The organism is Streptomyces sp. NPDC006339, assembly GCF_040612775.1.
In the GTDB taxonomy this organism is placed as follows: Bacteria; Actinomycetota; Actinomycetes; order Streptomycetales; family Streptomycetaceae; genus Streptomyces.
On record NZ_JBEXQW010000027.1, the window covers coordinates 67,207 to 93,976 of the forward strand.

The following is a 26,770-nucleotide window of genomic DNA, read 5'->3' on the forward strand; positions in this document are numbered from 1 at the left end:
TCGTCGGCCGCCGCGCCCCGCGCGGCCCCACACCCACCACCTCGCGACCAGGGGGCTTGATGACGGGCCGGGTTCTTCCGTACGACCTGGAGGGCAGCGGTCCGCACCGCGTCCTCGTCCTGCACAACTGGTTCGGCGACCGGACCAGCTTCGCGCCGCTGCGGGAACACCTCGACAAGGACACCGGGTCCTACGCCTTCCTCGACTGCCGTGGCTACGGGGAGGCGATGGACGCCGACGGCGCGTACACGATGGAGGAGGTGGCTGCCGACGCCCTCGCCGTCGCCGACGACCTCGGCTGGGACGACTTCTCCGTCGTCGGCCACTCCATGGGCGGCAAGGCGGCCCAGCTCATGCTGCTCGACGCGCCCGAGCGGGTGCGCTCGATCATCGGCGTCTCCCCGGTGTCGGCGGCCGGCTTCCCGCTCGACGCGGAGACCTGGGAGCTCTTCGCGGGAGCCGCCGATAACCCCGGCAACCGCCGGGCCATCATCGACAACACCACCGGCGGGCGGTACGGGGACGAGTGGCTCTCCGGGCTCGTGGACCGCTCGCTGCGGCGCTCCTCGGCCACCGCCTTCCGCGCCTACCTCGACTCCTGGTCCCGCACCGACTTCCACGAGCGGGTCCGCGACAACCCGGCGCCGGTCCTCCTCGTCGTCGGCGCCCACGATCCGGCGCTCGGGGCGGAGGCGATGGAGGCGACCTGGCTGCGCTGGTACCCGAACGCCCGGCTCACGGTCCTGCCGGACGCGGGCCACTACGCGCCGGAGGAGACCCCGAAGGCCCTCGCCGAGGCCATCGAGGCATTCCTCGCGGCCTGACGCGCGCCCGCCGCCGTACCCGGGGACACTGTCCGCAGGACGCGGACCCGGGTACGGCGGCGGGGAGAGGCGGTGCGGCATGGTCCTGGCCCTGACGGCGGCCGTCGCGGCCGCGCTGCTCGTCTGCCGGCTCGCCCTGCGGGAACGGCACACGCCCGGCACGGCCCGCCGCGCCCTCTCCTTCACCCGCGACCGGCGCGCCCTCGCCGCCGGCCTTCTCGCGGGGCTCCTCCTCGCCGCCCTGGGCTGGCGCGCGGCCGGTCCCGGCGCCGTGGCCTGGGCCGCGCTCGCGGCCGTCCTGGTGGCCGCCCTGACGGCCACCGGCTGAGGCCGCCGCCTCCCTCGCACCCCGGTCGACGGACCCGGCCCGCGCCCGGCCCCCGGGCTGATCGTGATCGGCCGATTCCGGCCACAAGTTACCCGGCGGTTTCGCGTGACTTCCCATGAACGCCCCAGTAGAACGTGTTCCCATTCACTCGTCGAGTGAGGAACATCATATGCGTGACAGATCCCTTTCGGCCTCGGCTTCCCGAGGTCTGACCCGTCGTCGATTCGTCACAGGAACCGGTTCTCTTCTCGGCGGCCTCGCCCTCGCCGGAACCGCCACCTCCACGAGCGCCGCCGACCCCGGCGTGACCGCCGCGGCCCTCACCTCCCCGATCCCCTCCGGCGCCCACGTCCCCGTGCTCGTCATCGGCACCGGATACGGCGGCTCCGTCGCCGCGCTGCGGCTGACCCTCGCCGGCGTCGACGTCCACATGGTCGAGATGGGCATGGCCTGGGACGCCCCCGGCTCCGACGGAAAGGTCTTCGCCAACACCACGAAGCCCGACTACCGCTCCTTCTGGCTGCGCACCCGCACCAGGCAGCCGCTGAGCAACTTCCTCGGCTTCCCGCTCGACAAGGACGTCCCCCGCCACACCGGCATCCTCGACGCCGAGGACTTCGCCGGCATCACCGTCTACCAGGGCCGCGGCGTCGGCGGCGGCTCCCTGGTCAACGGCGGCATGGCCGTCACGCCCCGCAGGGAGCTCTTCCCCGCCATCCTTCCCACCGTCGACCCCGCCGAGATGTACGACGTCTACTACCCCCGCGCCAACGCGGGCCTGGGCGTCACCTCCGTGGACCCGTCCTGGTGGGAGGGCGCCGACTGCTACCAGTACGCCCGGGTCGGCCGCAAGCACGCCGAACGGTCCGGCTTCCCCTTCGTCTTCGTGCCCAACGTCTACGACTGGGACTACATGCGGCAGGAGGCCGCGGGCGCCGTGCCCCGGTCGGCCCTGGAGGGCGAGGTCATCTACGGCAACAACCACGGCAAGAAGACCCTGCGGAAGACCTATCTCGCCCGGGCCGCCGCGACCGGGCGGCTCTCCGTCTCCCCGCTCCACAAGGCCACCACCGTCACGCCGGCGTCCGGCGGCGGCTACACCGTCACCCTCGAGCGGCTCGACACCGCCGGCGCCACCGTCGAGACCAAGACCGTCGTCGCCGACCGGGTGTTCTTCGCCGCCGGCAGCGTCGGCACGAGCAAGCTCCTCACCCGCCTCAAGGCCACCGGCGCGCTGCCCGCCCTCAACGACCAGATCGGCAAGGGCTGGGGCGACAACGGCAACGTCATGTGCGGCCGGGCCAACCACATGTGGGACGCCACCGGAAAGCTCCAGTCGGCCATGCCCACCGCCGGCATCGACAACTGGGACGCGGGCGGCGCCTTCGCCGAGGTCGCCCCCCTGCCCACCGGCATCGAGACCTACGCCTCGTTCTACCTCTCCATCACCAAGACCCCGCACCGGGCCGAGTTCCGCTGGAACCCGGCCACCGGACGCGTCGACCTCACCTGGGACCGGGCCTGGAAGAAGGCGTCCATCGACGCGGCGAAGACCATCTTCGACAGGATCAACGCCAAGGAGGGCACGATCTACCGCACCGACCTCTTCGGCGGCAACAGGATCTGGGGCGACCATCTCACGTACCACCCGCTCGGCGGCGCCGTCCTCGGCCGCGCCACCGACAACCACGGCCGCCTGCACGGCTACGACGGCCTCTACGTCATCGACGGCGCGCTCATCCCCGGCAACACCAGCGTCAACCCGTTCGTCACCATCACGGCGCTCGCCGAACGCAACATCGAGAAGATCATCGCCACCGACCTGTGACGGCTGCGGCGCTACGGACGCGAGGGGACCGGCCGGGCATCCGGGCCGGCCCCCTCGTCACCGCCTCAGTGCGGGGGCAGCACGCACACCGTGTCGAGCCCGAGCACCCGGTTCAGCCGCCCGAACGCCAGCCACGAGCCCAGACTCATCGTCAGCTCCACGATCTCGACCTGGCTGTACGACGCCGTCATCCGCGACCAGAACTCCTCGTCCAGGTGGTGGTGGTCCAGCGCGTACCGCTCCGCGTACTCCGCCGCGAGCCGGGTCCGCTCGTCGAAGGCGTCCGTGGTCCGCCACGCGAGCACCGCTTCCGCGAACTCCTCCTCGACCTTCTCGCCGTCCCGGTCGGTCCGCCAGTCCAGACAGAACCGGCAGCCGTTGATCTGCGCGATCCGCAGCCGTGCCGCCTCGAACTCGCGCAGCCCGAGCGTCGTGTGGGCGTAGACCGACAACGAGAAGTTCGCCGCCGCCGTCCCGATCCCGGGCACCATGTCGCCCCACACGTACCCGATCGGCTCCTGTCCCTCGGGAATGTCGATGATCACCGCGGTCTCCTTCCCAGCTTCCCCACCGCCGGGCGCAACGGCACGTCCAGCGCGTCGTACAGTCCCGGCTCCGCCGCCGCGAGCCAGTCGATCGCTCCCACGAGCCGGCCCACGGCGGTCGCGTTGCCGCCCGCGGAGCGGTTCTCGCCCTCGTCCGTCGCCTCGACGGTGACCTGGATCCGCGGCCGGCCCTCCACGATCACCCGGTGCGCCCCCGAGCCGTCCGGCGGCACCGGCCAGTCCGGGGCGCAGTCCGGATGGATCCGGGTGACGTGCTCGATCACGAGCAGCGGCTCCCCGTCGACGACGCCCTGCACCTCGAAGCGGACCGCCCCCTGGGTGCCGGCCGCGAACTCGCCCATGCCGCGGGTCCGCACCGTCGTCTCCAGCGGGCGCCGCTCCAGCGTCTCGCGGATCTCGTCGAGCTCGACGCCGAGCGCCCGGGCCATCAGCCGCACCTGACCGCCCCAAACCATCGTCGGGACCGACGGCAGCAGCATCGGCGGCTCGTACTCCATGGGCTGCCCCATGCCGACGAGGAAGCGGACCGACTCCTCCTGCTCGTACGTCGAGTAGTCGAAGATCTCCTGGCAGCGGATCGCCTCCACCGTGCTGCCGAGCCCGCTCACCAGGAGCGGCAGCACATCGTTGCCCCACCCCGGGTCCACGCCCGAGGCGAAGAGGGAGCCGCCGCCCTCCTCCACCGCCGCCAGGACCGGGTCCCGGAACTCCGGCGGTGCGCCGCGCCGGTCGTACAGCGGGTACAGCGAAGGCGTCACGACGACCGCCCCGGCCCGCACCGCCCGCACGACGTCGGCGAGCGCCTCGTCGGGGCGCAGGTCCCCGGAGGCCGCGTACACCACGGCGCCCGGGCCCCGCGCGAGGACGGCCGCCACGTCGTCCCGCGCCACGATCCCCAGCGCGCGCCCGAGTCCGGCGAGCTCGCCCGCGTCACGGCCGACCTTGGCGGGGTTCGCGACGAGGACGGCCGAGAGTTCGAGCGCCGGGTGGGCGTCGACGGCCCGGATGGCCGCGCGCCCGACGTTCCCGGTTCCCCACACCACGGTCGGAATCATGCGCGGAGGGTAGCGCCGGGGCCGTGAGGTTCCCAGAGTCGGGACGGAGCAGATCTGACGACTCGTCAGGATGCTCCGGCGGGCCCGGGGGAGGGCTCCGGGAGCGGCCCCGGACGGCCGCACGGGGACCGCGCGGGCCCACCTCGTCCAGCCGGCGCGGCCCGCCCGGCCGCGGGCCCGGGACGGCAGCGGCGGCCCTCTCGCCGCGCGACCACGGTCCGGTCCGGGGGAGTGGCCGCTCTTCAGGAACGGCGCACCCGCCGGTGGGTGCGCAGGCGGCCCCTTCGGCCGCGAGCCGGTCGAGGACAACGGCGTACGGGCAGGGCCGACAGGCGAGCGCGAGGCGCTCGTCCGGGGCGCTCACCGGGCGGAGGTGTACTCGATTCCGTCGACCATGCCCCGAGAGTGCCCCGCCCGGCGGCGCCCTGTCCAGCGCGTTTCCGCTACGGGCCCGTCGTGGCCCCTGCCGTCGCCGTCCCCTCGTCGAGCCGCAGAGTCACGAACGGCACGGTGTCTCCGGGCAGCACGTACCGTTCCACCTCCACGAAGCCGCGCGCGAGCGCGAACCGCAGCCCCTCCGCGTTGCTCGCGAGCACCACCGTCTCCACGCCCGCGCCGCCGAGCGTCCTCGCGTGCGCCAGGCCCCGCTCGTACAGCGCCGTCCCGAAGCCCCGGCCGCGGTGGGCGGGCAGGACCCGGGAGTTGACCGTGGCGGCGGGCGTCTCCTCGTCCGGCGGCCGGACGGTGGAGCAGCCGACGGCGGTGCCGTCCGCCGCGTAGGCCACGTCGAGCCGGTTGCGGCCGGCCCGCGCGCGCACCTCGTCGGGGGAGAGCGGGGCAGTCGGAATGATCGCGTTGTGGATCAGCCGCCAGTCCGTCAGGAGCGCTGCGGAGGCGGCCGGGTCGGCCGGGTCGATCCGTTCGATGCGGAGGACGTCCGCGGGGGAGTCGGTCACCGGTGCAGGAGATCCCCTCGCCCCACGGGCCGTCAACTCCCTGCCGGGGCCGACCGGCATGGGCCCGGACGGGTGAGGGGACCCGGCCGGGACGACAGGCACCGGCGCGGACCGGGTACGCATGCCCGCATTGCCCCGAACCTCGGAGGTGGCCCGCCCATGGCCGTCCGCACGCCCGTCCGCAGGCCCGCCCGCGCGGGCACCGCAACGGTGCTGACCTGCGCCCTGTCCGCGGTCCTGGTGCTTGCCGGCTGCTCCCCGGCCCCGTCGCCGGCCGCCGCGCCCGCCAAGGCACCCGCGAAGACGCCCGCCGCGCCCGCGACGCAGCCGCGGGAGGCGCGCGACGGCGCCAACCGCGCCCCGTCCCGCATCCCCGGCGTGGGCCCCCGCACCCAGGCCCGCATCCCCGACGGCACCACCCAGGCCCTCGTCGTCAGCGGCGACGGCGTCGACGGCAACATGGTCAGCGCCGTGCTGTACGAGCGGGACACCGCCGGACGGTGGCACCGGACCGCCGGACCCTGGGCCGGTCACAACGCCCTGCGCGGCTGGACCGAGAACCACGTGGCCGGCGACCTGCGCTCGCCGACCGGAGTCTTCCGCCTCGGCGACGCCGGCGGCCGGCTCCCCGACCCCGGCGCACGCCTGCCGTACGACCAGGACGAGGAGTTCGCCGTCTCCGGCACCGGTTTCCTCGGCGAGCCCCTGGAAGGCTCCTTCGACTACGTCGTCGCCATCGACTACAACCGCGTGCCGGGCACCACCCCGCTCAACAAGGAGCGCCCGCTCGGTCCGGAGAAGGGCGGCGGCGTCTGGATCCACGTCGACCACGGCGGGCCCACCCAGGCATGTGTCTCCCTCCCGCGCGAGGACATGACGGAACTGCTGCGCGCCCTGGATCCGGTGCGGGAGCCCGTCGTCGTCATGGGACCGGCCGAGGTCCTCGCCGGCTGAGGGACCCCGCCCCCTGCCGTGCCCGCCCCGGGCGGCCGCGCCAGGCCCTGACGCCACGCCGCGCAAAGGCTTGGCCGGTACGTCCGTTCTGCCGCAAGGTGTCCCCGGCGTCCGGGGCCGCGCCGTCGGGGGACGGCGGCAGGGCGGGCCGGAAGACGGGGGGAGACGGCGACATGACGGCGGACACGTGCACGGCGCAGCGGGGCAGAGGAGTCCTCGAAGGGGCCTTCGCGCTCCTGGAGGCGCTGCGGCGACACGGCGGCGACGCGGCGGGCGTCACCGAGCTCGCCCGGAGCTGCGGGGTCCCCAAGGGCACCGCGCACCGGCTGCTCGACCAGCTCGTGGCCCTCGGTGCCGTCGAGCGCCGGGGCCACCGCTACCGGGTCGGTCCGCAGCTCTACCGGCTCGGCCTCGCCTGGGAGCCGCACCCGGGCCTGCGGGCCGCCGCCCGGCTGCCGCTGCACCGGCTGCGCGCCTCGACCGGGGCAAGCGTGCTGCTCGTGGTGATGCGGGAGGAGCAGGCCCTGACGGTGAGTTCGGTGCCGGGGGAGCTCGAACCCGTGCTGCCGCTGCGGGACGGGTCCGCCTTCCGGCTCGACACGGCGGCGGGCCTCGCGCTGCGCGGGCCGCGGGGCGCGGGCGCCGTGTTCGACCGGGAGGACGTGATGGCGGGGGTGTGCTGCGCGGCCCTGCCCGTACGGTCCCCGGACGGCCGGACCGTGGCCGCGCTCGCCGCCATGGTCCGGGCGGGGCGGCGCCTCGAACCGCTGGCCGACGCCGTCGCGGAGGCCGCCGGGGCGCTCGCGCGGGGACTCGCCCGGGGGCTTCCCGTGTGACCGCCGCCCTGCTGTTCCGCCCAGTGGAACGCGCGTAGAAGGGGCTCCGGCGGGCCGGGCACAGTGAGGGACGTGCCGAGGGGAACGGCACGAACGGACCCGCCGGGACGGCGGGACCGCACACCGGACGTCATCTGACGTGACGTCACGAACATGGGGGATTCACCATGAGCAAGAGCCGCACCGTCCGGATGGCCGCCGCCGCCCTGCTCGGACTCGGCAGCCTCGGGGTCTTCGCCGGCACCGCCCAGGCCGAGCCGATCGACTACGTGAAGATCGAGCTCCTGGAGCTGACCTGCCACAAGAACAGCGAGGGCAACCACGACGAGGCGTACCTCAACATCACCGACGCCAACGGCAACCAGGTCAAGGTGTGGCCCGGCAGCGGCATCACCTACCAGACGATGGGCGCCGGCTACGTCCGCTCCATGACCGACGGCAACGGCAACCCGGCGCTGGTCCTCGGCCGCCAGCAGGCCCGCACGCTCACCCTGTGGGACAAGGACACCTTCGGCGCGGACAAGCTGGGCGCCACGCTCGTCACCGGCAGCGAGGCCGGCGCCGAGGTCCAGTACCGCTCCCTGGAAGGCTCCGGCGGCGTCTACACGATCGCCTACCGCGTGATCGACATCTGAGCCGCTCGGGTCCGGTCCCGGCTGACCCGCCACCCGTCACCCGGGACCGGACCGCCCCGCGCCCTTGGCCCGCCGGTGGGCCGCGACCCGTTCGCGGGTGGCGCAGCGGCGCGAGCAGTACCGGCGCTCCTGGCCGCTGCCCTGCGGCACGAACACGTCCTGGCACGTGCCCGAGGCGCACACCCCGCCCGGCGCGCGTCCCCGGTCCCACAGGAGCACGGCCAGCGAGAGGCAGGAAGAGGCGAGGAACCACTCGGCCCAGGGGGCCTCGTCGTCCCGGTCCACATGCGGATGCCAGGGGCTCGCGCCGCCGTGCGCGGTGAGCCGCAGCGGGCCGGTCCGCTCGGCGAGCAGCGCGTTGAGCACCCGCGCCGCCGCGTCCACGCCGTCCGCGGCGAACACCGGGCGCAGCGCGTCCGCGGCCTCCCGGAGCCCCGGCAGGTCGGCTTCCGTGAGCCCGAGCGGCTCGCTCTCGCCGTACGCGCGCAGCACCGCCGCGACCTCGGCCAGGCGCGCGGGACGCGGATCCGGTCGGCTCAGCACATTGACCAGGTCGGCGGCGCGCCGGGCGTTGGCCAGGACGGAATGGCGCGCGGCGCCGTCGCCGGGGGTCGCGGGGGCGGGAGACACGCGGCGAATGTAACGCATGTTGTGGAGATTTGAGTTACCCACGTAGCGTCGGGCCGGTGCGGAACGACCGGCGACACCACGCGGCACGGCGCCTCCTCGCGGGCGCCACGGCGGCGCGCACCGGCGACGAGATGTCCGGGCCCGCGCTGCTGCTGCTCGGCTACGCCTCCACCGGATCGGTGGCGACGGCCGCCGCGCTGCTCGCCGGCATCACGGCCGCCGCGGCGCTCGGCGGACCGGTCCTCGGCGCGCTCCTCGACCGCTCGGGACGGCCGGGCCGACTGCTCGCCGCCTCGCTCGTCCTGTACGCGACCGGGCTCGCCGCCGTCCTGCTGAGCCTCGGACGGGTCCCGTTCCCGCTCACCCTCGCGGTCGCGCTGGCCGCCGGGACGCTCGCGCCGGCCCTGGCGGGCGGCTGGACCGCACAACTCTCCACGGCCGTACCGGAGGAAGGGCTGCACCGGGCGCACGCCCTCGACGCGATGACCTTCAGTGCCGCGAGCCTGCTGGGACCGGCCCTCGCCGGACTCCTCGGCCGCCTCCTCGGCGCCCCCGCCGCCGTGGCCGCCTCCGCCGCGCTGATCCTGCTCGCGCTGCCCGCCACCCGAGGGCTGCCCCGTCGGCCGGGCACGGGTGACCCGCCGACCGTACGGGCGGTGGCGGGAGATCTCGTACGCGGCTTCGCCTGCCTGGCCCGCTCCGCGCCGCTGGCCAGGGCGACCGTGAACACCACCCTCTCGTGCCTGGGCCAGGGGCTGTTCGTCGCCTGCGTGCCCCTGCTCGGGGCGCGGGTCCTCGGATCCCCCGGCGACGGCGCCCTGTTGCTCGCCTGCGCCGCCCTCGCGGCGCTCGGCGCGGGAGCGGTGCTCGCCCGGCGCCGCCGTGCGCCCGATCCCGGCACGGTCCTGTGGATCGCGCCCCTGGTCCTGGCGGCGGCCCTCGCGGCGGCCTGCGTCGCGACCGCGAGCCACCGGGCCGACGTCCTCGTGGCCGCCGCGCTGCTCGCCGGCGCCGCCGAAGGGCCGCAGCTCACCGCCCTGTTCGCGGTCCGTCACCGGGAGGCGCCGGAGCGGCTGCGGGCCCAGGTGTTCACCACCGGGGCCAGCGTCAAGATCACCGCCTTCGCGCTCGGCGCCGCCGTGGCCGGGCCGCTCGCCGAACGGACGCCGCAGGGCGCGCTCCTCGCGGCCGCGGCGGCGCAACTGCTCGCCGCGGCGGCCCACGCGCTGGTGGGCCGGACGGGGGTCAGGACGCGGTCGCGCGCAGGGAGGCGGTGTGGGCGCGGACCTGCTCGGGAGTGAGATAGGCGTCCGTGTACTCGAAGTCCCGCAGCGACCCGGACTTCGAGGCCAGGAAACCGGTGCGGACGAAGTCGTCGCCCGCCACCGCGTTGAGCAGCCAGTTCGTCATCACCCGGGTCTTCGCCACATTCGTGCGCAGCGCCCCCCAGTGGTAGGCGCGGGCCACCGCCTGGGCCGGCATGCCGTGCAGTTCCACGCCCAGCGGCTTGGAGACGCCGTCCCTGCCGCCGAGGTCCACCACGAGCCCCAGGTCCTTGTGGACGTACGGACGCGTCTTCTCGCCCCGCAGCGTCGCCACCAGGTTGTCGGCGACCACCTTGCCCTGGCGCATGGCGTGCTGGGCGGTGGGCGGGCAGACCGCGCCCTCATCGCCCTTGGCGAGGTCCGGCACTGCGGCCGCGTCACCCAGCGCGTACACGCCGGGCACACCCGGCACCGCCATGTCGGTGCCCACCACCAGCCGGCCCCGGTGCGTCTCGGCGCCGAGGGTCCCGATCAGCGGGCTGGCCGCGACCCCCGCCGTCCAGATCAGGGTCCGGCTGGGCAGCACCCGGCCGTCCGTGAGCGTCACCGTCTTCTCGTCCACGGAGGCCACCGACACCCCGAGGGAGACCTCGATCCCGCGCCGCCGCAGGATGTCGAGCGCCGCCGCGCCCAGCTTGGGCCCGAGCTCGGGCATCAGCGTCGGCGCGATGTCGACCAGGTGCCACTTGATGAGCCTCGGATCGAGCCGCGGATAGCGCTTGACCGCGTTGTGGGTGAGCAGTTGGAGGCAGGCCGCCGTCTCGGTGCCCGCGTAGCCGCCGCCCACGACCACGAACTGCAGGCGCGCGGCCCGCTCCGCCTCGTCCTGGCTCGCGTCCGCGAGGTCGAGCTGGGCGATCACGTGGTCGCGGATGTACACCGCCTCGGCGAGGGTCTTCATGCCGCGGGCGTGCTCGGCGAGGCCCGGGATGTCGAAGGTGCGGGTCACACTGCCGGGCGCGAGGACCAGGTGGTCGTACGGCTCCGTCTCCAGCTCGCCGCTGATGGTCCGCACCACGCAGACCTTGGCCTCCGTGTCGATGCCGACCGCGCCGCCCGGGATGATGCGCGTCCGGTGCCGCTCGCTGCGCCGCAGGGACAGCGCGACCGACTGCGGGGTCAGCACGCCGGAGGCCACCTGGGGGAGCAGGGGCAGATAGAGCTGGTACGAGAAGGGCGACAGGAGCGAGATCGCGGCCTCCCGCCCGGTCAGCCGCCGTTCGAGGCGCCGTACGCACGCGACCCCGGCGAAACCGGCGCCCACCACGAGGATTCTCGGTCGAGACACGGTGAAAGACCGCCTTTCCACGCCTTGTCCTGCAGCACGGGCCCACGGAGGCCCTCCCAGCCTGACTAACCGAACCCATCATCCGGAAATCATTCATATCCGGCAAAAGAGTGAGAAGCGGCTACGACGTCGGCTACCCGCCCGCGGGCGATGCACTCAAGGTCGCCGCGGCCGCCGTGTCAGGCGGGTCCTGCGGGATCAGGCGGGGCCGTGCCCGTACATCGCGGCGATCGACTGGGCGACGGTGTCGCCGTTGCCGTCGCGGCCGGTCTCGTCGGCCGCGAGCAGCCAGGGCAGCCGCTGGTGGAGCAGGGTCACCCCGGACGGTTCGAGCAGTCCGCCGACCGCCCGGTCCGTGCCGTCGCAGGCCGTGGCCGCGCCGGTGGCCGCGTAGAGGTCGACGAAGTGGGCCTTGTGCTCCTTCGCCTTGGCCGCCATCAGGGAGTTGAGCCGGGCCTGCACCTTGGTGTCGAGGAAGCCCCACGCCGCCTCCGGCACGTCGGCGAGCGGCCGTTCGGTGCCGCCGGGCAGGGCGGCGCGGCAGCGGGCGCGGTCCTTCGGGACGAGCCGCGGATAGCCGACGAGGACCGCCTTGGCCGAGGGCGACTCGCTGGTGATCTCGGAGAACAGCTTGTCGAGGTCCTTGCCCGTCTGCTCGAACCGCCGCTCCAGCCAGTCGGCTCCGGCCCCGCTCGCGAAGTACGCGGCGCACTTCCCGGCCGGCGACGCGGCGTCCACGGGAGCGTCCGGCAGATGGGAACCCTCGGTGCCGCGCAGCCGCTGCGAGCACTGCTTCAGCACCTGTCCGAGGCCGGCGGTTCCCGCCCCGAGGCCGGCCACGACCAGTCGCGTCTCCTTCGTCAGGGCCCGCTTCTGCGGTACGGCTCTCGCGCCGCCGCCGAGGTCCTGCTCCTCCCACACGTGGTGGAGGGCGGCCCCGGCGCAGGACACGTCGGCGGTGATGTCCAGAAGGATGGCCTGGTCGGCGAGTTGGTCCTCGACGACGTCCGGAAGGTTCTCCTGGGCGCGGACGCAGAGCAGCCCGCCGGGGTCGACGGGAGCGATGCCCCACCCGGCGACGGAGGCGTCGCCGAGGAAGACGGTGGGGATCTTCGGGGGGTTCACGCCGGCGGCGGGGGCGGCGGTCCCGGCGGCCGTCGCCACCAGGAGCGCGGCCGCCGCGCAGAGCGTCCTCGTCAGCCTCATGAAGGACATTCAACGGCTGCCGGGCGGCCCCGAGGCGTCCCCGGGCGCCGACTCCACCTGGGAGAGCGAATCCGGCGGCGCACGGAGGCGCGCCGGGTTTGCCGGGCGGTCGAGCGGGTTCGCCCGGCACCCGGGCTCGGACCGGGTGCCGGGCACGACGAGGACCTCCGTGTGCGGTGAAGACTCACGCCTCCACCGCACCGGAGGTCTTCGCCGTGCTCACGATCCCACCGTGCCGACAACGCCCGCGTTCAGTACGGGCGGTGCGACCTCGTCACCTGCCGGGGCCCTCGTCGGGGTCCCGGAGGACACCGGCGTCGTCGCCCTCGACCTCGATGCGCTCCTTGCGGATCCGACCGGTGACGGTCTCCTCGTCCGTGACCTCGTCCGTGCGGAGACGGACCCGCTCGACGGGGACCGCCTTGGTCTCGACCACGGGGCGCTCCTCGTGCAGGATCACCTCGTGCTCGGCCTCGGCGATCTCCGGCCCGGAGAGGGCCTCGCCGCGGTTCGCGTCCGTGATCGGCTCGCGCTCCACGCGAACCTCCTCGTGACGCAGCGGAATGGTCTGCTGGACGTCCTCGGTGACGACGTACTTGCGCAGCCGCACGTGTCCGGTCTCGACCCGCTCGGTGCCGACGTGCATCTCTTCCTCGGACCGGGTCATCGCGTCGTCGCCGACCCCGCGGCCCGTCCGGGCCATGCCCATGTCCTCGTCCCCGAGGCCGCCTCCGCGCCGGTCGCTCAGGCCGGCCGCTCCGGCGGTGCCCGCCGCTCCGGCCGTACCGGCGGTGCCCTGCGCCGCCCAGCCTTCCTCACCGGGCTGGTTCGCACGCTGCCACGCCTCGTCCCACGCGATGCCGTAGTACTCGTAGAGGCGCTGCTCCTCGCTCGCGTCGAGATGACCGCCGCCGTCGACGTCGACGTGCGGGGCTCCCTTGATCCGGTCCTGGGGGTAGGGGACCTCCAGATGGTCGTCGACCAGAGAAGCGTCCTTGATGGGCACGAAGGACTCGCTCCTGCCGAACATCCCGGTCTTGACGGTGACCCATTCGGGGCGCCCGGTCACGTCGTCGACGAAGACGTGCTTGGCCTCGCCGACCTTCTTGCCCTCCGCGTCGTAGACGGGATGGTCCAGCACAGTCGGGATCTGTTCCTGGGCGATCATGTTTACCCTCCTGGCGTTGTCGCGGTCCTCCTGCGGCTAACCACCTCATAGGGGGAGAAAACGCCTGACTTGCTCCTGATTTGGTTGACTTGTGACCAGTTGATCGTTGAAGCGAAAGGGCCGTCCGGGGCAGGTGTACCGTCCTTCGGTGGACGAGCGGGACGAACAAGAGGAGCACCGGGCGTGAGCGAGAGCGACACCGATCCCCGCGAGAGCGACACCGATCCCTATCGGTGGCTCGAAGAGGTCGAGGGCGAGCGCGCGCTCGCCTGGGTGCGGGAGCGCAACGCCGAGACCGAGGCCGAGCTCGCGCGGGGCGAGGAGTTCGCCGGGCTCGTGACCGAGCTGCGCGAGGTGCTCGACGCGCCCGACCGGATCCCGTACACCACGCGCCGGGGCCCGTACCTCTACAACTTCTGGCAGAGCGCCGAGCACACCCGAGGCGTCTGGCGCCGCACCACCCTGGACGAGTACCGCACCGACGAGCCCTCCTGGGACGTGCTGCTCGACCTCGACGCACTGGCCGAGACGGAGGGCGAGGACTGGACGTGGGCGGGGGCGCGGGTCCTGCGGCCCGCGTTCCGGCGGGCCCTCGTCAGCCTCGCGCGGGGCGGCGGCGACGCCGTCGTGGTGCGGGAGTACGACCTGCAGGACCGGGCCTTCGTCACGGACGGCTTCCGACTGCCCGAGGCGAAGACCGACATCGGCTGGATCGACGAGGACCACGTCTTCGTCGGCACCGACGAGGGCCCCGGCTCCATGACGGCGTCCGGCTACCCCCGAACCGTCCGCCGCTGGCGCCGCGGCACCCCGCTCGCCGAGGCCGAACTCGTCCACGAGGTCGCCGAGTCGGACCTCGCCGTCTCCGCCTGGCACGACCCCACCGAGGGCTTCGAGCGCGACTTCGTCGTCCGCTACCGCGACTTCTGGCACCACGACACTTATCTGCTCACCGCGGAGGGCGAGCTGCGCCGGATCGACGTCCCCGACGACGCCGACACCTCCGTGCACCGCGCATGGCTCCTCGTCACCCCCAAGCGGCCCTGGCTCGGGCAGCCCGAAGGCTCCCTGCTCGCCTTCCGCCTCGACGACTTCCTCGCCGGCCGGCGGGAACCCGACGTGCTGTTCGCCCCCGACGAGCGCACGGCCCTCGCCGGTCACGCCTGGACCCGCAACCACCTGATCGTCGAGACCCTCGAGGACGTCTCCAGCCGCATCCACGTCCTCACCCCGGACGACGCCACCGGCCGATGGGAGCGCGGCGAGCTCGCCGACGTCCCGCCGCTCGTCTCCGCCACCCTGACCGACACCGACCCGGACACCGGTGACGAGTACTTCCTCTCCCTCACCGGCCACCTCCGGCCGACCACCCTGCACCGCGGCGAGATCGGCCTGCCCGGCGAGCCGATCAAACAGGCGCCCGAGCGCTTCGACGCGACCGGCCTGACCGCCCGTCAGTACTTCGCCCGCTCCGCCGACGGCACCCGCGTCCCGTACACCGTCGTCGGCGGCACCGACCACCCCGCCCCCACCCTGCTCACCGGGTACGGCGGCTTCGAGGTCGCCCTCACCCCCTCGTACGACAGCGTGCGCGGCCGGGCCTGGCTCGCCCGCGGCGGTACGTACGTGGTGGCCGGCATCCGCGGCGGCGGCGAGTACGGCCCCCGCTGGCACCGCAGTGCCCTCAAGGCCGACCGGCACCGCGCCTACGAGGACTTCGAGGCCGTCGCCCGCGATCTCGTCGCCCGGGGCATCACCACCCCCGACCGGCTCGGCATCACCGGCGCCAGCAACGGCGGTCTGCTCATGGGCGCGATGCTGGTCCGCAGCCCCGAACTGTTCGGCGCGATCGTCGCCCACGTCCCGCTGCTCGACATGCTGCGCTTCCACACCCTGCTCGCCGGAGCGAGCTGGACCGCCGAGTACGGAGACCCCGACGACCCCGCCGACCGGCCGCACCTGGCCGAGCTCTCGCCGTACCACCGGCTCACCGCCGACCGGCCCTACCCGCCCGTGCTGCTCACCACCTCGACCCGCGACGACCGGGTCCACCCCGGGCACGCCCGCAAGGCCGCCGCGCGACTGCGCGAGCTCGGGCACCGGGTGCTGCTGCACGAGACCCTGTCCGGCGGCCACGCCGGGGCCACCGACCACGAACAGGTCGCCCACAACAGCGCCTTGGAGCACACCTTCCTCTGGCGGACGCTCGGCGCGCGCAACGGCTGACGCGACGCACACGGCGCGGTGCGGTGAGTCCCGCCGTGTCAGTCCGCGCGGCGGGCCAGCAGATAACAGCGCCGGGTCTCCGCCTCGTGCGGATACGGCGCCCGCTCCAGCTCGGCCTCGATCAGGAACCCGGCCTCGCGCAGGGCGGCGGCGACGGTCGCGGGCTCCAGGTGGTGGAAGTCGATGTCCACCTGGTGCCCCCACCACTCGGTGAGGTTTCTCACCCCGGTGCCCCGGTGGAAGGAGACCAGCAGCGGGCCGCCGGGGCGCAGGACCCGGTGGATCTCGGCGAGGGCGGGCCCGAGCTCGGCGGGGGAGAGGTGGATGAGGGAGTAGAGCGCGACGGCGCCGTCGAACTCCCCGTCCCGGGCGGGCAGCCGCAGCAGGTCGCCCTCGCGGAACGCGACCTCGGGGTGCCGCTCGCGGCCGATCGCGACCATGGCGGGGGACAGGTCCACCCCGACCACCGCGCACCCTCGGCCGGCCAGCCACGCGGCGACGTGCCCGGGGCCACAGCCCAGGTCGGCGAGCACGGCTCCGTCACCGGCCTGCTCGCACAGCGCGGCGAGGAGCGCCCGGTCGAGCGGCTTGCCGTCCAGCTCCCCGCCGATGCGGGCGCGGTACTCCTCGGCCACGGCGTCGTAACCGCGCCGCACGCGCTCATGGCCGGGCGTGCCCGCCCCGCCCGTCGTCCCGCCGGTATCCGTCATGCCGACGGACTCCCTCCTACTGCATCGGCGCGCCGGCCGGGCCCAGTCCGGCCGGCGGCATCTGGATCACACGGCTGAGGTCGCGCAGCACTTCTTCGGCGGTCCGGCGTACGTCCCCGGGAACGTCCCCCTGCTCGCGTATGAGCTCGGAGTAGATGGGGGCGGTGGTGTCCGCGTAATTCATTGCGCTCGCTTCCTCGGCTTTCCGCGACGTTCTTCGGGCGGCGAGTCTACGGGGCCCGTCGGACAGCGCCGGGCACCGGCCCGGATGCCGGACCCCGCCCCGGCCGGCCGCGCCCGGCCCTCCGCCGGGGCACCCCGCCGGACACCGCACCGGAACACCGCCGGCACCGCACCGGCCAAGTCCACCGGTCCGCGAGCTAATTCGCTGGTCGGAGCGGGCGCGGGGCAGAAGAATGGGCCCCCTCGAAACCGGGAGGGAAACCCCATGAGCCAGGCCCACCTGACTCTCGACGCGCTGCTGCCGCCGCACGAGCTGGCCGCCGCCGTCGAAGCCGGGCACGTGACCCGCAAGTCACACCCCGAGCTGCCGCTGTCGATCTACACGTACACGCGGACCTGTCAGTACGAAGGCGTCTGGAACAGCGTCACCACCCGCTGCCGGGGACTCGTCGCCGACGACAGCACCGGCCGGATCGTCGCCCTGCCGCTGCCCAAGTTCTTCAACGTCTCCGAGCACGAGACCGGCCGCCCCTACGCGCCGGCGCTGCCCGACGAGCCGTTCGAGGTGTACGAGAAGGTGGACGGCAGCCTCGGCGTGGTGTTCCACTACGACGGCCGGTGGCGGGTCGCCTCCAAGGGCTCCTTCATCAGCACCCAGGCCACCTGGGCGCAGCGGCACCTCGACGGCGCCGACACCTCGGCGCTGGTGCCCGGGACCACGTACCTCGCGGAGATCGTCTACCCGCAGAATCGTATCGTCGTGGACTACGGCGACCGCAGGGACCTCGTCCTGCTCGCCGCGTTCGGCCCCGACGGCACCGAGACGCCGCTCGCCGAGGCCGCGACCGCCTGGCGGGGCATCGGCTCGGTCGTCACCGTCCACCCGCCCATGCCGCTCGACGCCCTGCTGAAGCTGACGGAGACGAACACCCTGCCCGACGGCAGCCCCGCCACCGGCACCGACGCCGAGGGCTTCGTCCTCCGCTTCGCCTCCGGCGTCCGCGCCAAGGCCAAGATCTCCGAGTACGTACGGCTCCACAAGGTCCTCACCGGCGTCACCGAACGGGACATCTGGCGCGGCCACGGCATCCAGCGCTTCGCCGGCATGTCCGCCAAGACCCTCGCCCAGGGCCTCGGCCTCTCCCAGGCCGAACTCGGCGGCATCCGCTCCCAGGGCGGACGTCCGCTCGACGCCCTCCTGGAGCAGGTGCCCGACGAGTTCGACGCCTGGGTACGATCCGTGATCGCCCGCCTGGAGGAGGACTTCGCCGCCCGTACCCGTGCCGTCGACGAGGCATACGCCTCCCTCGCCCACCTCGCCGGCGACCGCCGCGCCTTCGCGCGGGCCGCCCGCGAACTGCCCGACCCGCGCCTGCGCTCCGCCCTCTTCCTGCGCCTCGACGGGCGCCCGACCGACCTCCTCGTCTGGCGCGAGCTGCGCCCCGAGGCCGCCGACCCCTTCACCACCGACGAGGAGAACTGACCGTGCCCCTGGTCCATGTCATGACCGGACTGCCGGCCTCCGGCAAGACGACCGCCGCCCGCGCCCTGCAGGAGCGGTCCGAGGGCCGGATGCGCCGCGTCAACCTCGACGACCTGCGCACCATGCTCGACCTGCCGGGCGGCGACCGCCGCTCGCACGCCCACGAGCAGACCGTCCTCGGCATCCAGGACGCGGCGATCCGCGCCGCCGTCGACGACGGCTTCGACGTCGTCGTCGACAACACCCACCTCACCCCGCACATCCCGCGCCGTCTCAAGGCCGCGCTGGCGGGCCGCGAGGCGACCTTCGTCGTGCACGACTTCACCGACGTACCCGTCGACGAGTGCGTCCGCCGCGACGCCGCCCGTGCGCGGCCCGTCGGCGAGGAGATCATCCGCATCCTCGCCGACAAGCACGCCAAGGCCACCCGCGGCGGCTGGCGCCTCACCGACGACTGGCTCAACGACCGCCCCGCCGCCACCCCCTACGTCCCCGACACCGCTCTGCCCTCCGCCGTCCTCTGCGACATCGACGGCACCCTCGCGCTGCGCGGCGACCGCGGACCGTACGACTTCACCCGCTGTGACCTCGATCTCCTCAACGTCCCCGTCCGCGACGCCCTGCGCGCCTTCCGCGGCTCCCACCAGGACCGGATCGTGCTGCTCTCCGGCCGCAGCGAGGACCACCGGGAGATGACGGAGACATGGCTGGAGCGGCACGGCGTGCCGTACGACGAGCTGTGGATGCGGCCCTCCGACGACGGCCGCTCCGACGACCTCGTCAAGGCCGAGCTCTTCGACGCGCACGTCCGCCACCGCTACGCGGTCCGCGTCTCGCTCGACGACCGCGACCGGGTCGTCGCCGTCTGGCGCCGGATGGGCCTGCCCACCTGGCAGGTCAACTACGGCAACTTCTAGACGGCCGTTCCCCAGGGAGGTGCCGCCGCGGGCGGTCCGGCACGCCGAGGGCGCCCGGGCGGCCCGCCCGGAGACGGAGCACGGCCGCGACCGGGGCCGGATGCCGGCCGCCGCGGCGCCGTCCTAGGGTGGACGGTGGCCCACCACGCTCGTGACCGCACGACCGAGGAGATGTATTCGCGCATGATCCGCCGCACCGACGAGGTCGAAGACCTCATGCACCGCTTCCCGCACGTCCCGAAGGAGGCGGTGATCAAGGAAGACCTCCTGCGCGGCGGCATCGCCTTCGACGACTCGGCGCTCACCGAGTCCGGCGACGAGGCGTCCGGCGAGGTCAAGCCCAAGTCGTACTTCATCTTCTCCTTCGACCACCGCACCCTGCCCGAGCTCGGCCAGGCCGCGCTGCGCCGCCCGCCGGAGGAGATCGTCCTCACCGGCGGCCCGTACGAGCTGCGCCGCACCGTGGTCTCCGTCCGCGTGAACCCCACCTCGCCGTACCGGGTCGCGGCGGGCGAGGACGGCCTGCTCGGGCTCTACCTCGACGGACGCCGCATCGCCGACGTCGGCCTGCCACCGATGCCGGAGTACTACCGGCACACCCTCGCCAACGGGAAGTCGGTGATGGAGGTCGCCCCCACCATCCAGTGGGGCTATCTGATCTATCTGACCGTCTTCCGGGTCTGCCAGTACTTCGGCGCCAAGGAGGAGTGCCAGTACTGCGACATCAACCACAACTGGCGCCAGCACAAGGCCGCCGGCCGCCCCTACACCGGGGTCAAGCCGGTGGAGGAGGTCCTGGAGGCGCTGGAGATCATCGACAAGTACGACACGGCCGGCGCCTCGACCGCGTACACCCTCACCGGAGGCGCCGTCACCTCCCGCGTCGCGGGCAAGGACGAGGCCGACTTCTACGGGCAGTACGCCCAGGCCATCGAGGAGCGCTTCCCCGGCCGCTGGATCGGCAAGGTCGTCGCCCAGGCCCTGCCCAAGGCCGACGTGCAGCGCTTCAAGGACTACGGCATCCAGATCTACCACCCCAACTACGAGGTGTGGGACCGCCGTCTGTTCGAGCTGTACTGCCCCGGCAAGGAGCGCTACGTCGGCCGCGACGAGTGGCACCGCCGCATCCTCGACTCCGCGGAGGTCTTCGGCCCGCGCAACGTCATCCCCAACTTCGTGGCGGGCGTGGAGATGGCCGAGCCCTTCGGCTTCACGACGGTCGACGAGGCGATCGCCTCGACCACGGAGGGCCTCGAGTACTTCATGTCCCGCGGCATCACGCCCCGCTTCACCACCTGGTGCCCGGAGCCCACCACACCGCTCGGCAAGGCCAACCCGGCCGGAGCCCCGCTGGAGTACCACATCCGGCTCCTCGACGCCTACCGGGCCACCATGGAGTCCCACGGCCTGAGCTCGCCCCCCGGCTACGGCCCGGCGGGCCCCGGCCGCGCGGTCTTCTCCGTGAGCTCCTTCATGGACAGCCTCCCGGCGGCCGACACCACGGACACCGGGGCCTCCTCCCCGAGTCTTGCGGAAAACAACTGAAGGATCTTGCAGGCCGTCGGTGGCCGCTGTTTGACTGCCCGCATGAGCAGCCCCCACGACAGCGGCCCCGGCCGGCCCGGCCCCGGGTCCGACATCGACGTCCTCATCGACGTCCTCGTCCTCGGCGGAGCGGGCGTCGACACCATCGTCCACGTCCCCGAACTGCCCCTGCCCTACGCCGACAGCCACATGATCCGGCCCGGCATCGAGACCCGGGCGGGACAGACCGGCGACTTCGTCGCCCTCGGGCTGCACCGCCTCGGGCTGCGCACCCATCACCTCGACATGATCGGCGCCGACCCCGAGGGCGACCTCGTGCGCGCCTTCCACCGCGACCAGGGCATCCCGCTCACCGAGGTGCGGCAGCCCGCCGGCACCAAGCGGGCCGTCAACCTCGTCGGCCCCGACGGGCGCCGGCTCTCCCTCTACGACGCCACCCGCGGCCACGACGACGACCGGCTGCCCCCGCGGACCGTCAAGGCCCTCGCCGCCCGCAGCCGGCACGCCCACGTCTCCCTCACCCAGCCCTGCGCCCACGCCCTGCCCGTGCTGCGCGAGGCGGGCGTCACGATCTCGACCGACCTGCACGACTGGGACGGCCGCTCCGCCTACCACGAGCCCTTCGCGCTCGCCGCCGACATCGTGTTCCTGTCCACGACCGCGCTCGACGACCCCGAGCGCACCCTGCGGGACATCGCCGCCCGCGGCCGCGCCTCCGTGGTCGTCGGCACCGCGGGCGCCGCCGGCGCCTACCTCCTGACCGGCCCGGACGACGCGCTGCTCCACGTCCCCGCCGCCACCCCGCCCGCCCCCGTCGTCGACTCCAACGGTGCCGGCGACGCCTTCGCCGCCGGCTTCCTGTACGCGTGGCTGGCCGGAGCGGACGCCTCGACGTGCGCCCGGCACGGCGTGGTGGCCGGTGCCTACGCCTGCACCGTGCCCTCCACCCGTACCGAGGCCATCGGGCGGGACGCCCTGGCCGCCGGGGTGGCCCGCCAGGCCGCCGCCGAGGGTGGTCCCCCGGCGGTCCCGGGGCATGTCAGGATCGAGGGATGACAGAGAAGATCATCGCGGCGTGTGACGGCGCCTCCAAGGGGAACCCCGGGCCCGCCGCCTGGGCCTGGGTCATCGGGACCGAGGGCGGCGAGGTCGCCCACTGGGAGGCCGGCCCGCTCGGCACGGCGACCAACAACGTGGCCGAACTCACCGCGCTGCTACGGCTCCTGGAGCGGCTCGACCCCGCCGTCCCCGCCGAGGTGCGGATGGACTCCCAGTACGCGATGAAGGCCGTCACCACCTGGCTGCCCGGCTGGCGCCGCAAGGGCTGGAAGACCTCGGCGGGCACCCCGGTCGCCAACAAGGAACTGGTGGTGGCCATCGACGAACTGCTCGCCGACCGGCGCGTGGAATTCGTCTACACGCCCGCCCACCAGGTCGACGGCGACCCGCTCAACGACGCCGCCGACCGGGCCGCCAGCCACAGCGCCCGCACCCAGGAGCCCGCCGGGTCCGCCGCCGGCTCACCGCTGCCGCCGCCCGAGCCCGGCTCCGCCCGCCCGGCCGCCAAGCGCGCCCCCAGGGCCTCCGCCGGCACCGCCCGGCCGAGGCGCGCGGGCTCGGGTTCCTCGGGGCCCACGCTCAAGGCCCGCTTCCCCGGCAGGTGCCGCTGCGGACAGCCGTACGGAAAGGGCGAGACGATCATGAAGAATCCGGACGGCTGGGGCCATCCGACCTGCGCGGACACCGCTTCCTAGGGCATCGGCGGGGACCCCTCGGGTCGAACGCGGGATCGGGGTGAACCGGACATTCACCCGGCTGTGCGCTCGGGTTCGTGTGGGGTTCTGTTCTCCGGGCGCTCGGGGCTGCATACTGTTCCTCCTCGCACCGGTGACGAACCGTTTCAGTCGCCTGTCTGCCCTTCGGCGAAGGGGGCGGCACCGGACGAGAACCTCACCCCTTCATCCCGCCGCGATCCGGCGTGCGATGACCCCTGCCCGTGAAAGACCCGAGGTTCCGTGCCAGTACCTGTAGTCCTTGCCGGGCGCACCGTGCGCCTGGAGCCGCTGGCCATGCGCCACGCCGAGGGCATCGCCTGGGCGGGCGCACTGGATCGTGCGTCCTACTCCTACACCGCCGTGCCCCACGGCCTCGACGCCTCCTGCGACTACATCGCCCGTGCCCTCGCCGAACAGGCGGCGGGCAAGGCGCTGCCCTTCGCCCTGGTGAATCCGCTGACCGGCCGGGTCCTCGGGTCCACCCGCTTCCTGGAACTCGACTACTGGCGCGGGCCCCTGGTGTGGCCGCCGGTCACCGGCGTGCCGCACGGCGACCCGCTCACCGCCGTGCCCGACGCGGCCGAGATCGGGAACACCTGGATCTCGGCCGAGGCACGCGGCACCGGCGTCAACACCGAGGCCAAGTACCTCATGCTGCGGCACGCCTTCGAGACCTGGGGCGTCCGCAGGATCTCGATGCGCGCCGACGCCCGCAACACCCGCTCCCGGGTCGCGATCGAACGGCTCGGCGCCACCTGCGAAGGCGTCCGCCGGGCCCACTCGCGCGGCCTGGACGGAGTGGTCCGCGACACCGCGTTCTACTCCGTCCTCGACGAGGAGTGGTCGGCCGTCCGGAGCATCATCGAGCTCCGGCTGCCGGGCCTGCGACCGCCGGCCGGACACCCGTCCGCCTTCCCCGGCGAGACGCGCGAGCACGGCGGCGCGGGCGAGCTGCTCCCCGCCTGACCCCGTACCGCCCCGGCCGGGGCGGCGGCCACCGCCGGTCACACCGGCAGCCGCCCCGGCAGGCCCGCGCGCTGCCCTGGAGGCCCGTCGTCCCCGGGGGACGGGCCCGGCGGGGCGGGCGGCGACGGCCGCAGTACGTCGTCGAGCCCGGCGAGCCGCACCAGGCGCAGGATCATCGGCTGGTCGCACACCAGGCGCCAGACCGCGCCCCGCCCCTGCACGCGCTGCGCACAGCGCACCAGGAGCCCGAGCCCCGACGCGTCGCAGAACGTGACGTGGCGCAGGTCGACGGCGAGTGCGGCCGCCTCGCGGGCCAGCACGTCGAGTTCGGGCCGGACGCGCTGGACCAGCACCAGGTCGAGCTCGCCGTACAGCTCGACCGTGGTCAGGTCCTCGCTCGACCGGACGGCCAGATGCGGATCGCCGCGTCGGATCAGATGCATGGACACGCTCCACTGGATCGGTCCCCGTGCATCGAGGGTCGTGGCGGGTCCGGAGGAAGACACGTTTCTCCACATCCGCCATCACCCGAAGAGGTGAAAGCGGCGCATTCCCGCCCGCTCCTGCTCGGGCGCTGCCCGGGCTCACGCGACGGCGCACGGCGGGGCGCGGGCCCGGTTCGCCTCACCGGCGGCCTCAGGGTTTCGCCAGGGGCGGCACCACGGCGACCGGACAGGCCGCGTGGTGCAGCACGGCATGGGTGACCGAGCCGACGAGCAGCGCCTCGACCCGGTGCCTGCGGTGGCGGCCCACGACGAGCAGGCCGGCGTCATGGGAGTCCTCGACCAGGCGGCCGGCCGCGTCGGCCGGCGTGACGGCCGGGATCACCTCGACCTCCGGATGGCGCTCGGTGAAGGGCCGCAGCCGCTCCTCCTGGTGGCGGGCCGTGGCGTCCACCAGGTCCGGCGTCTCGTCGGGCATCGGCGGCGGCACCTGGAGCGCGGGCGCCGGCGCGCCGATCAGCAGCGCGGGGGAGGGCGGCACCGGATAGGCGGTCACCACCTCCAGCGGCACCCCGCGCGACCGTGCGGCCCGGAAGGCGAAGTCGACGACCTCGTCCGGGGTCTCCTCGGGGTGCAGCCCGAGGAGCACCCGGCCCGCTCCGGACCCGCTCTCCAGGGAGGCGGCCCGCGCCTCGTGCGGCACCACGACCACCGGGCAGGGCGCCGACGCGGCCAGGGTCCGGCTGGTCGAGCCGAGGAGCAGGCTCGTGAAGCCGCCCCGCCCCCGTGAACCGACCACCAGGAGCCGCGCGTCGCGGGCCGCCTCCGACAGGGCGTCCACGACGGACCCGTCCAGCGAGGCGTACCGCACGTCGAGGCCCTCGGCACGCGGGCCGACCTCCAGGGCGAGGGCGTCCACGACCGTGTCCGGAAGCGTCGGCTCCGTACCCAGCGAGGCGATCCGGGCGCTGCCGAGCTGCAGCGCGTCGGAACGCACATGAGCCACGGTGAGCGGGGCCTTCAGGCGGCGGGCGGCACCCAGCGCCCACTCCAGGGCCCGCCGGCTGTGCTCGGAACCGTCGACGCCCACCACGACGGCCGATCTCTCGCGTGACTGCTCGCGTGCTTGCTCGCTCATGCTTGGCACTCATACCGGGACCTTCCGGACCTTTCCGGATGCCACGCCGCGCGTGTGAGCGAGGGGAAGGGGCGAAGGGGGCACGGGAGTGGACCCCGCGCCCCTCTGTTCAGCGCAGCAGCCGGCGCCGGCTCCGGGCGGCGGCGACCAGGTCGGGCACCGTCCCCAGCTTCACGCGCGGCCGGCCCGTCTCCTCGCCCCGCGCCCGCTCCGCCCGCTCGATCGCGGCGAGCCCGCGCGCGTCGACCACCTGCCGGGCGCGTCCCCGGGCCAGCCGGTCGAAGGCGCGCGCCGTGCCCGTCGGCACCGGCAGGGCGCCGTCGACGGCGTCGGCCAGGAGCGTGCCCACGGTCTCGGCCGCACAGGTCCGGTTGGCCCCGATGCCGCCCGAGGGGCCGCGCTTGATCCAGCCGACGACGTAGCTGCCGGGCCGTCCCTCGACCCGCCCGCCCCGGTGCGGGACCGTGCCGGTCGTCTCGTCGAACGGCAGCCCCGCGACCGGAAGTCCGCGATAGCCCACCGCCCGCAGCACCACTCCCGCCGGGATCTCGACCGGACCGGTGGCGCCCGTCACGCGCACCGCCCCGCCGAGGATCTCCTCGGGTGCGGAGTGGAAGCGGAAGACGATGCGCCGCTCCGGCCCCGGTGCCGCCGTCCACTCCACGCGCTCGCGCTCGGCGTCCCGGAGGAGCGCCGCCTTCTCGTGCGGCGCCGCGCCGGCCACGGCCTCCCAGACGCGCGGGTCGTGGTCGTCGACGACCAGGCGCACGCCCGGGAGCCTGCCGAGGGCGAGGAGTTCGGGCGCGGTGCAGGACACGTCCTCGGGGCCCCGCCGGGCGAGCAGCACCACCTCGCGCACGGCGGAGGCCCGCAGCGCGGCGAGCGCGTGGTCCGCGATGTCCGTCGCGGCCAGCGCCTCGGGGTCCGAGACCAGGATGCGGGCGACGTCCAGGGCGACGTTCCCGGTACCGACCACCACGACCCGCTCGGTGCCCGACAGGTCGATCGCGTCCGGCGCGACCTCGGGGTGGGCGTTGTACCAGGCGACGAAGGCCGTGGCGGAGACACTGCCGGGCAGGTCCTCGCCGGGGATGCCGAGGCGCCGGTCGGCCGCCGCGCCGACCGCGTACACGACGGCGTGGTGGTGCGCGGCCAGTTCCTCCGCCGTGACGTCCGTACCGACGTCGACGCCGAGGTACATCCGTACCCGGGGGTGCGTGTGGAACCGGGCGAAGGTGTCGCCGATCCGCTTCGTCGCCGGGTGGTCCGGTGCCACCCCGTACCGTACGAGGCCGCCGGCCACCGGCAGCCGGTCGACCAGGGTCACCTCGGCGTTGGTGTGCAGGAGCAGGTCCTCGGCGGCGTACATGCCGGCCGGCCCCGTGCCGACGACGGCGACCCGGATCGGCGCGAAGTCGGCGGGCAGGGTGCGCGGGAAGGACGGTGCGCCCCAGGCGTGGAAGACGGGGCCGTCCTCCGGCGCGGGCCGCGAGGGACGCTGCTCGTAGAAGGCGGCGTTCACGGCGGCGTAGTCCTGCTGCCCGGCGGAGAGGGAGTCCGCCGGGAAGATCGCGTCGACGGGGCACGCGTCGGCGCAGGCACCGCAGTCGATGCAGGACTTCGGATCGATGTACAGCATCTCGGTGCGGCCGAAGTCCGGCTCGTCGGGCGTCGGGTGGATGCAGTTGACCGGGCAGACGGCGACGCAGGTGGCGTCGTTGCAGCAGGTCTGGGTGATGGCGTAGGTCATGTCGTCGTCAGCTCGCGGGGTTCCGGGGCGGGCGG

General features: G+C 74.2%; 26 protein-coding genes. 14 read left to right on the forward strand and 12 right to left on the reverse strand.

What is annotated here, in order from left to right:
- Positions 1–59: 59 nt before the first annotated feature.
- From ABZ135_RS22500 to ABZ135_RS22510, 3 genes are all read left to right on the forward strand, one after another.
- Complete coding sequence (locus ABZ135_RS22500) at positions 60–824, forward strand: alpha/beta hydrolase (protein ID WP_356697999.1); 765 nt, start codon at positions 60–62, stop codon at positions 822–824.
- A 79-nt stretch (positions 825–903) separates the two neighbouring features.
- Positions 904–1,152 carry a hypothetical protein gene (locus tag ABZ135_RS22505; RefSeq protein ID WP_356698000.1) on the forward strand — a complete coding sequence of 83 codons (249 nt, stop codon included), beginning with the start codon at positions 904–906 and terminating at the stop codon, positions 1,150–1,152.
- Positions 1,153–1,321: 169 nt separating this feature from the next.
- On the forward strand, positions 1,322–2,980 hold the full coding sequence (locus ABZ135_RS22510; protein WP_356698001.1) for a GMC oxidoreductase: 1,659 nt from the start codon (positions 1,322–1,324) through the stop codon (positions 2,978–2,980).
- Between the two features lie 65 nt (positions 2,981–3,045).
- Here ABZ135_RS22510 and ABZ135_RS22515 read toward each other — a convergent pair whose 3' ends face one another.
- From ABZ135_RS22515 to ABZ135_RS22525, 3 genes are all read right to left on the reverse strand, one after another.
- Entirely contained in the window at positions 3,046–3,525 is a 480-nt protein-coding gene (locus ABZ135_RS22515; protein ID WP_356698002.1) for a carboxymuconolactone decarboxylase family protein, read from the reverse strand.
- Complete coding sequence (locus tag ABZ135_RS22520; RefSeq protein WP_356698003.1) at positions 3,522–4,601, reverse strand: dihydrodipicolinate reductase; 1,080 nt, start codon at positions 4,599–4,601, stop codon at positions 3,522–3,524. The genes ABZ135_RS22515 and ABZ135_RS22520 overlap by 4 nt, the downstream gene beginning before the upstream one ends.
- 443 nt (positions 4,602–5,044) lie before the next feature.
- Positions 5,045–5,527 carry a GNAT family N-acetyltransferase gene (locus tag ABZ135_RS22525; protein WP_356698050.1) on the reverse strand — a complete coding sequence of 161 codons (483 nt, stop codon included), beginning with the start codon at positions 5,525–5,527 and terminating at the stop codon, positions 5,045–5,047.
- A gap of 189 nt (positions 5,528–5,716) precedes the next feature.
- Here ABZ135_RS22525 and ABZ135_RS22530 point away from each other — a divergent pair, with 189 nt between their 5' ends.
- The 3 genes from ABZ135_RS22530 to ABZ135_RS22540 all read left to right on the forward strand — a co-directional run bounded on the left by ABZ135_RS22530 (position 5,717) and on the right by ABZ135_RS22540 (position 7,982).
- The gene (locus ABZ135_RS22530) at positions 5,717–6,511 is read left to right on the forward strand and encodes a L,D-transpeptidase family protein (RefSeq protein ID WP_356698004.1); all 795 of its coding nucleotides are present in this window, start codon (positions 5,717–5,719) and stop codon (positions 6,509–6,511) included.
- 173 nt (positions 6,512–6,684) lie between these two features.
- Complete coding sequence (locus ABZ135_RS22535; protein ID WP_356698005.1) at positions 6,685–7,347, forward strand: helix-turn-helix domain-containing protein; 663 nt, start codon at positions 6,685–6,687, stop codon at positions 7,345–7,347.
- A gap of 167 nt (positions 7,348–7,514) precedes the next feature.
- A complete protein-coding gene (locus tag ABZ135_RS22540) occupies positions 7,515–7,982 on the forward strand; it encodes a hypothetical protein (protein ID WP_356698006.1) in 468 nt (155 codons plus the stop codon).
- A 36-nt stretch (positions 7,983–8,018) separates the two neighbouring features.
- Here ABZ135_RS22540 and ABZ135_RS22545 read toward each other — a convergent pair whose 3' ends face one another.
- Positions 8,019–8,630, reverse strand: coding sequence for a CGNR zinc finger domain-containing protein (locus ABZ135_RS22545; protein WP_356698007.1), 612 nt, complete (start codon positions 8,628–8,630; stop codon positions 8,019–8,021).
- 38 nt (positions 8,631–8,668) lie between these two features.
- Between ABZ135_RS22545 and ABZ135_RS22550 the strand changes: the two genes are divergently transcribed.
- A complete protein-coding gene (locus ABZ135_RS22550) occupies positions 8,669–9,913 on the forward strand; it encodes an MFS transporter (protein ID WP_356698008.1) in 1,245 nt (414 codons plus the stop codon).
- Here the strand turns inward: ABZ135_RS22550 and ABZ135_RS22555 are convergent.
- The 3 genes from ABZ135_RS22555 to ABZ135_RS22565 all read right to left on the reverse strand — a co-directional run bounded on the left by ABZ135_RS22555 (position 9,858) and on the right by ABZ135_RS22565 (position 13,599).
- The gene (locus ABZ135_RS22555) at positions 9,858–11,225 is read right to left on the reverse strand and encodes an NAD(P)/FAD-dependent oxidoreductase (protein WP_356698009.1); all 1,368 of its coding nucleotides are present in this window, start codon (positions 11,223–11,225) and stop codon (positions 9,858–9,860) included. The genes ABZ135_RS22550 and ABZ135_RS22555 overlap by 56 nt on opposite strands.
- A gap of 198 nt (positions 11,226–11,423) precedes the next feature.
- On the reverse strand, positions 11,424–12,431 hold the full coding sequence (locus ABZ135_RS22560; protein WP_356698010.1) for an SGNH/GDSL hydrolase family protein: 1,008 nt from the start codon (positions 12,429–12,431) through the stop codon (positions 11,424–11,426).
- Positions 12,432–12,705: 274 nt separating this feature from the next.
- A complete protein-coding gene (locus tag ABZ135_RS22565; protein WP_356698011.1) occupies positions 12,706–13,599 on the reverse strand; it encodes a PRC and DUF2382 domain-containing protein in 894 nt (297 codons plus the stop codon).
- Between the two features lie 183 nt (positions 13,600–13,782).
- Here ABZ135_RS22565 and ABZ135_RS22570 point away from each other — a divergent pair, with 183 nt between their 5' ends.
- Positions 13,783–15,825: a prolyl oligopeptidase family serine peptidase gene (locus tag ABZ135_RS22570; protein WP_356698012.1), complete on the forward strand. Its 2,043-nt coding sequence runs from the start codon at positions 13,783–13,785 to the stop codon at positions 15,823–15,825.
- 38 nt (positions 15,826–15,863) lie between these two features.
- Here the strand turns inward: ABZ135_RS22570 and ABZ135_RS22575 are convergent, their stop codons facing one another.
- Positions 15,864–16,535, reverse strand: a complete 672-nt coding sequence (locus ABZ135_RS22575; RefSeq protein ID WP_356698013.1) for a methyltransferase domain-containing protein — start codon at positions 16,533–16,535, stop codon at positions 15,864–15,866.
- Between the two features lie 16 nt (positions 16,536–16,551).
- Positions 16,552–16,719, reverse strand: a complete 168-nt coding sequence (locus tag ABZ135_RS22580) for a hypothetical protein (protein WP_356698014.1) — start codon at positions 16,717–16,719, stop codon at positions 16,552–16,554.
- A gap of 264 nt (positions 16,720–16,983) precedes the next feature.
- Here ABZ135_RS22580 and ABZ135_RS22585 point away from each other — a divergent pair, with 264 nt between their 5' ends.
- The 6 genes from ABZ135_RS22585 to ABZ135_RS22610 all read left to right on the forward strand — a co-directional run bounded on the left by ABZ135_RS22585 (position 16,984) and on the right by ABZ135_RS22610 (position 23,404).
- On the forward strand, positions 16,984–18,201 hold the full coding sequence (locus tag ABZ135_RS22585; RefSeq protein ID WP_356698015.1) for a T4 RnlA family RNA ligase: 1,218 nt from the start codon (positions 16,984–16,986) through the stop codon (positions 18,199–18,201).
- A gap of 2 nt (positions 18,202–18,203) precedes the next feature.
- Complete coding sequence (locus ABZ135_RS22590) at positions 18,204–19,118, forward strand: AAA family ATPase (RefSeq protein ID WP_356698016.1); 915 nt, start codon at positions 18,204–18,206, stop codon at positions 19,116–19,118.
- A gap of 183 nt (positions 19,119–19,301) precedes the next feature.
- Complete coding sequence (locus ABZ135_RS22595) at positions 19,302–20,663, forward strand: radical SAM protein (RefSeq protein WP_356698017.1); 1,362 nt, start codon at positions 19,302–19,304, stop codon at positions 20,661–20,663.
- Positions 20,664–20,756: 93 nt separating this feature from the next.
- Complete coding sequence (locus tag ABZ135_RS22600) at positions 20,757–21,719, forward strand: adenosine kinase (protein WP_356698051.1); 963 nt, start codon at positions 20,757–20,759, stop codon at positions 21,717–21,719.
- Positions 21,716–22,417, forward strand: a complete 702-nt coding sequence (locus ABZ135_RS22605) for an RNase H family protein (protein WP_356698018.1) — start codon at positions 21,716–21,718, stop codon at positions 22,415–22,417. Before ABZ135_RS22600 ends, ABZ135_RS22605 begins: the two co-directional genes overlap by 4 nt.
- 261 nt (positions 22,418–22,678) lie before the next feature.
- A complete protein-coding gene (locus ABZ135_RS22610) occupies positions 22,679–23,404 on the forward strand; it encodes a GNAT family N-acetyltransferase (RefSeq protein ID WP_356698019.1) in 726 nt (241 codons plus the stop codon).
- A gap of 38 nt (positions 23,405–23,442) precedes the next feature.
- Here the strand turns inward: ABZ135_RS22610 and ABZ135_RS22615 are convergent, their stop codons facing one another.
- From ABZ135_RS22615 to ABZ135_RS22625, 3 genes are all read right to left on the reverse strand, one after another.
- Positions 23,443–23,847, reverse strand: a complete 405-nt coding sequence (locus ABZ135_RS22615) for an STAS domain-containing protein (protein WP_356698020.1) — start codon at positions 23,845–23,847, stop codon at positions 23,443–23,445.
- A gap of 193 nt (positions 23,848–24,040) precedes the next feature.
- Positions 24,041–24,985, reverse strand: coding sequence for a universal stress protein (locus ABZ135_RS22620; protein WP_356698021.1), 945 nt, complete (start codon positions 24,983–24,985; stop codon positions 24,041–24,043).
- A gap of 109 nt (positions 24,986–25,094) precedes the next feature.
- Positions 25,095–26,735, reverse strand: a complete 1,641-nt coding sequence (locus ABZ135_RS22625; RefSeq protein WP_356698022.1) for an FAD-dependent oxidoreductase — start codon at positions 26,733–26,735, stop codon at positions 25,095–25,097.
- Between the last annotated feature and the right edge of the window lie 35 nt (positions 26,736–26,770).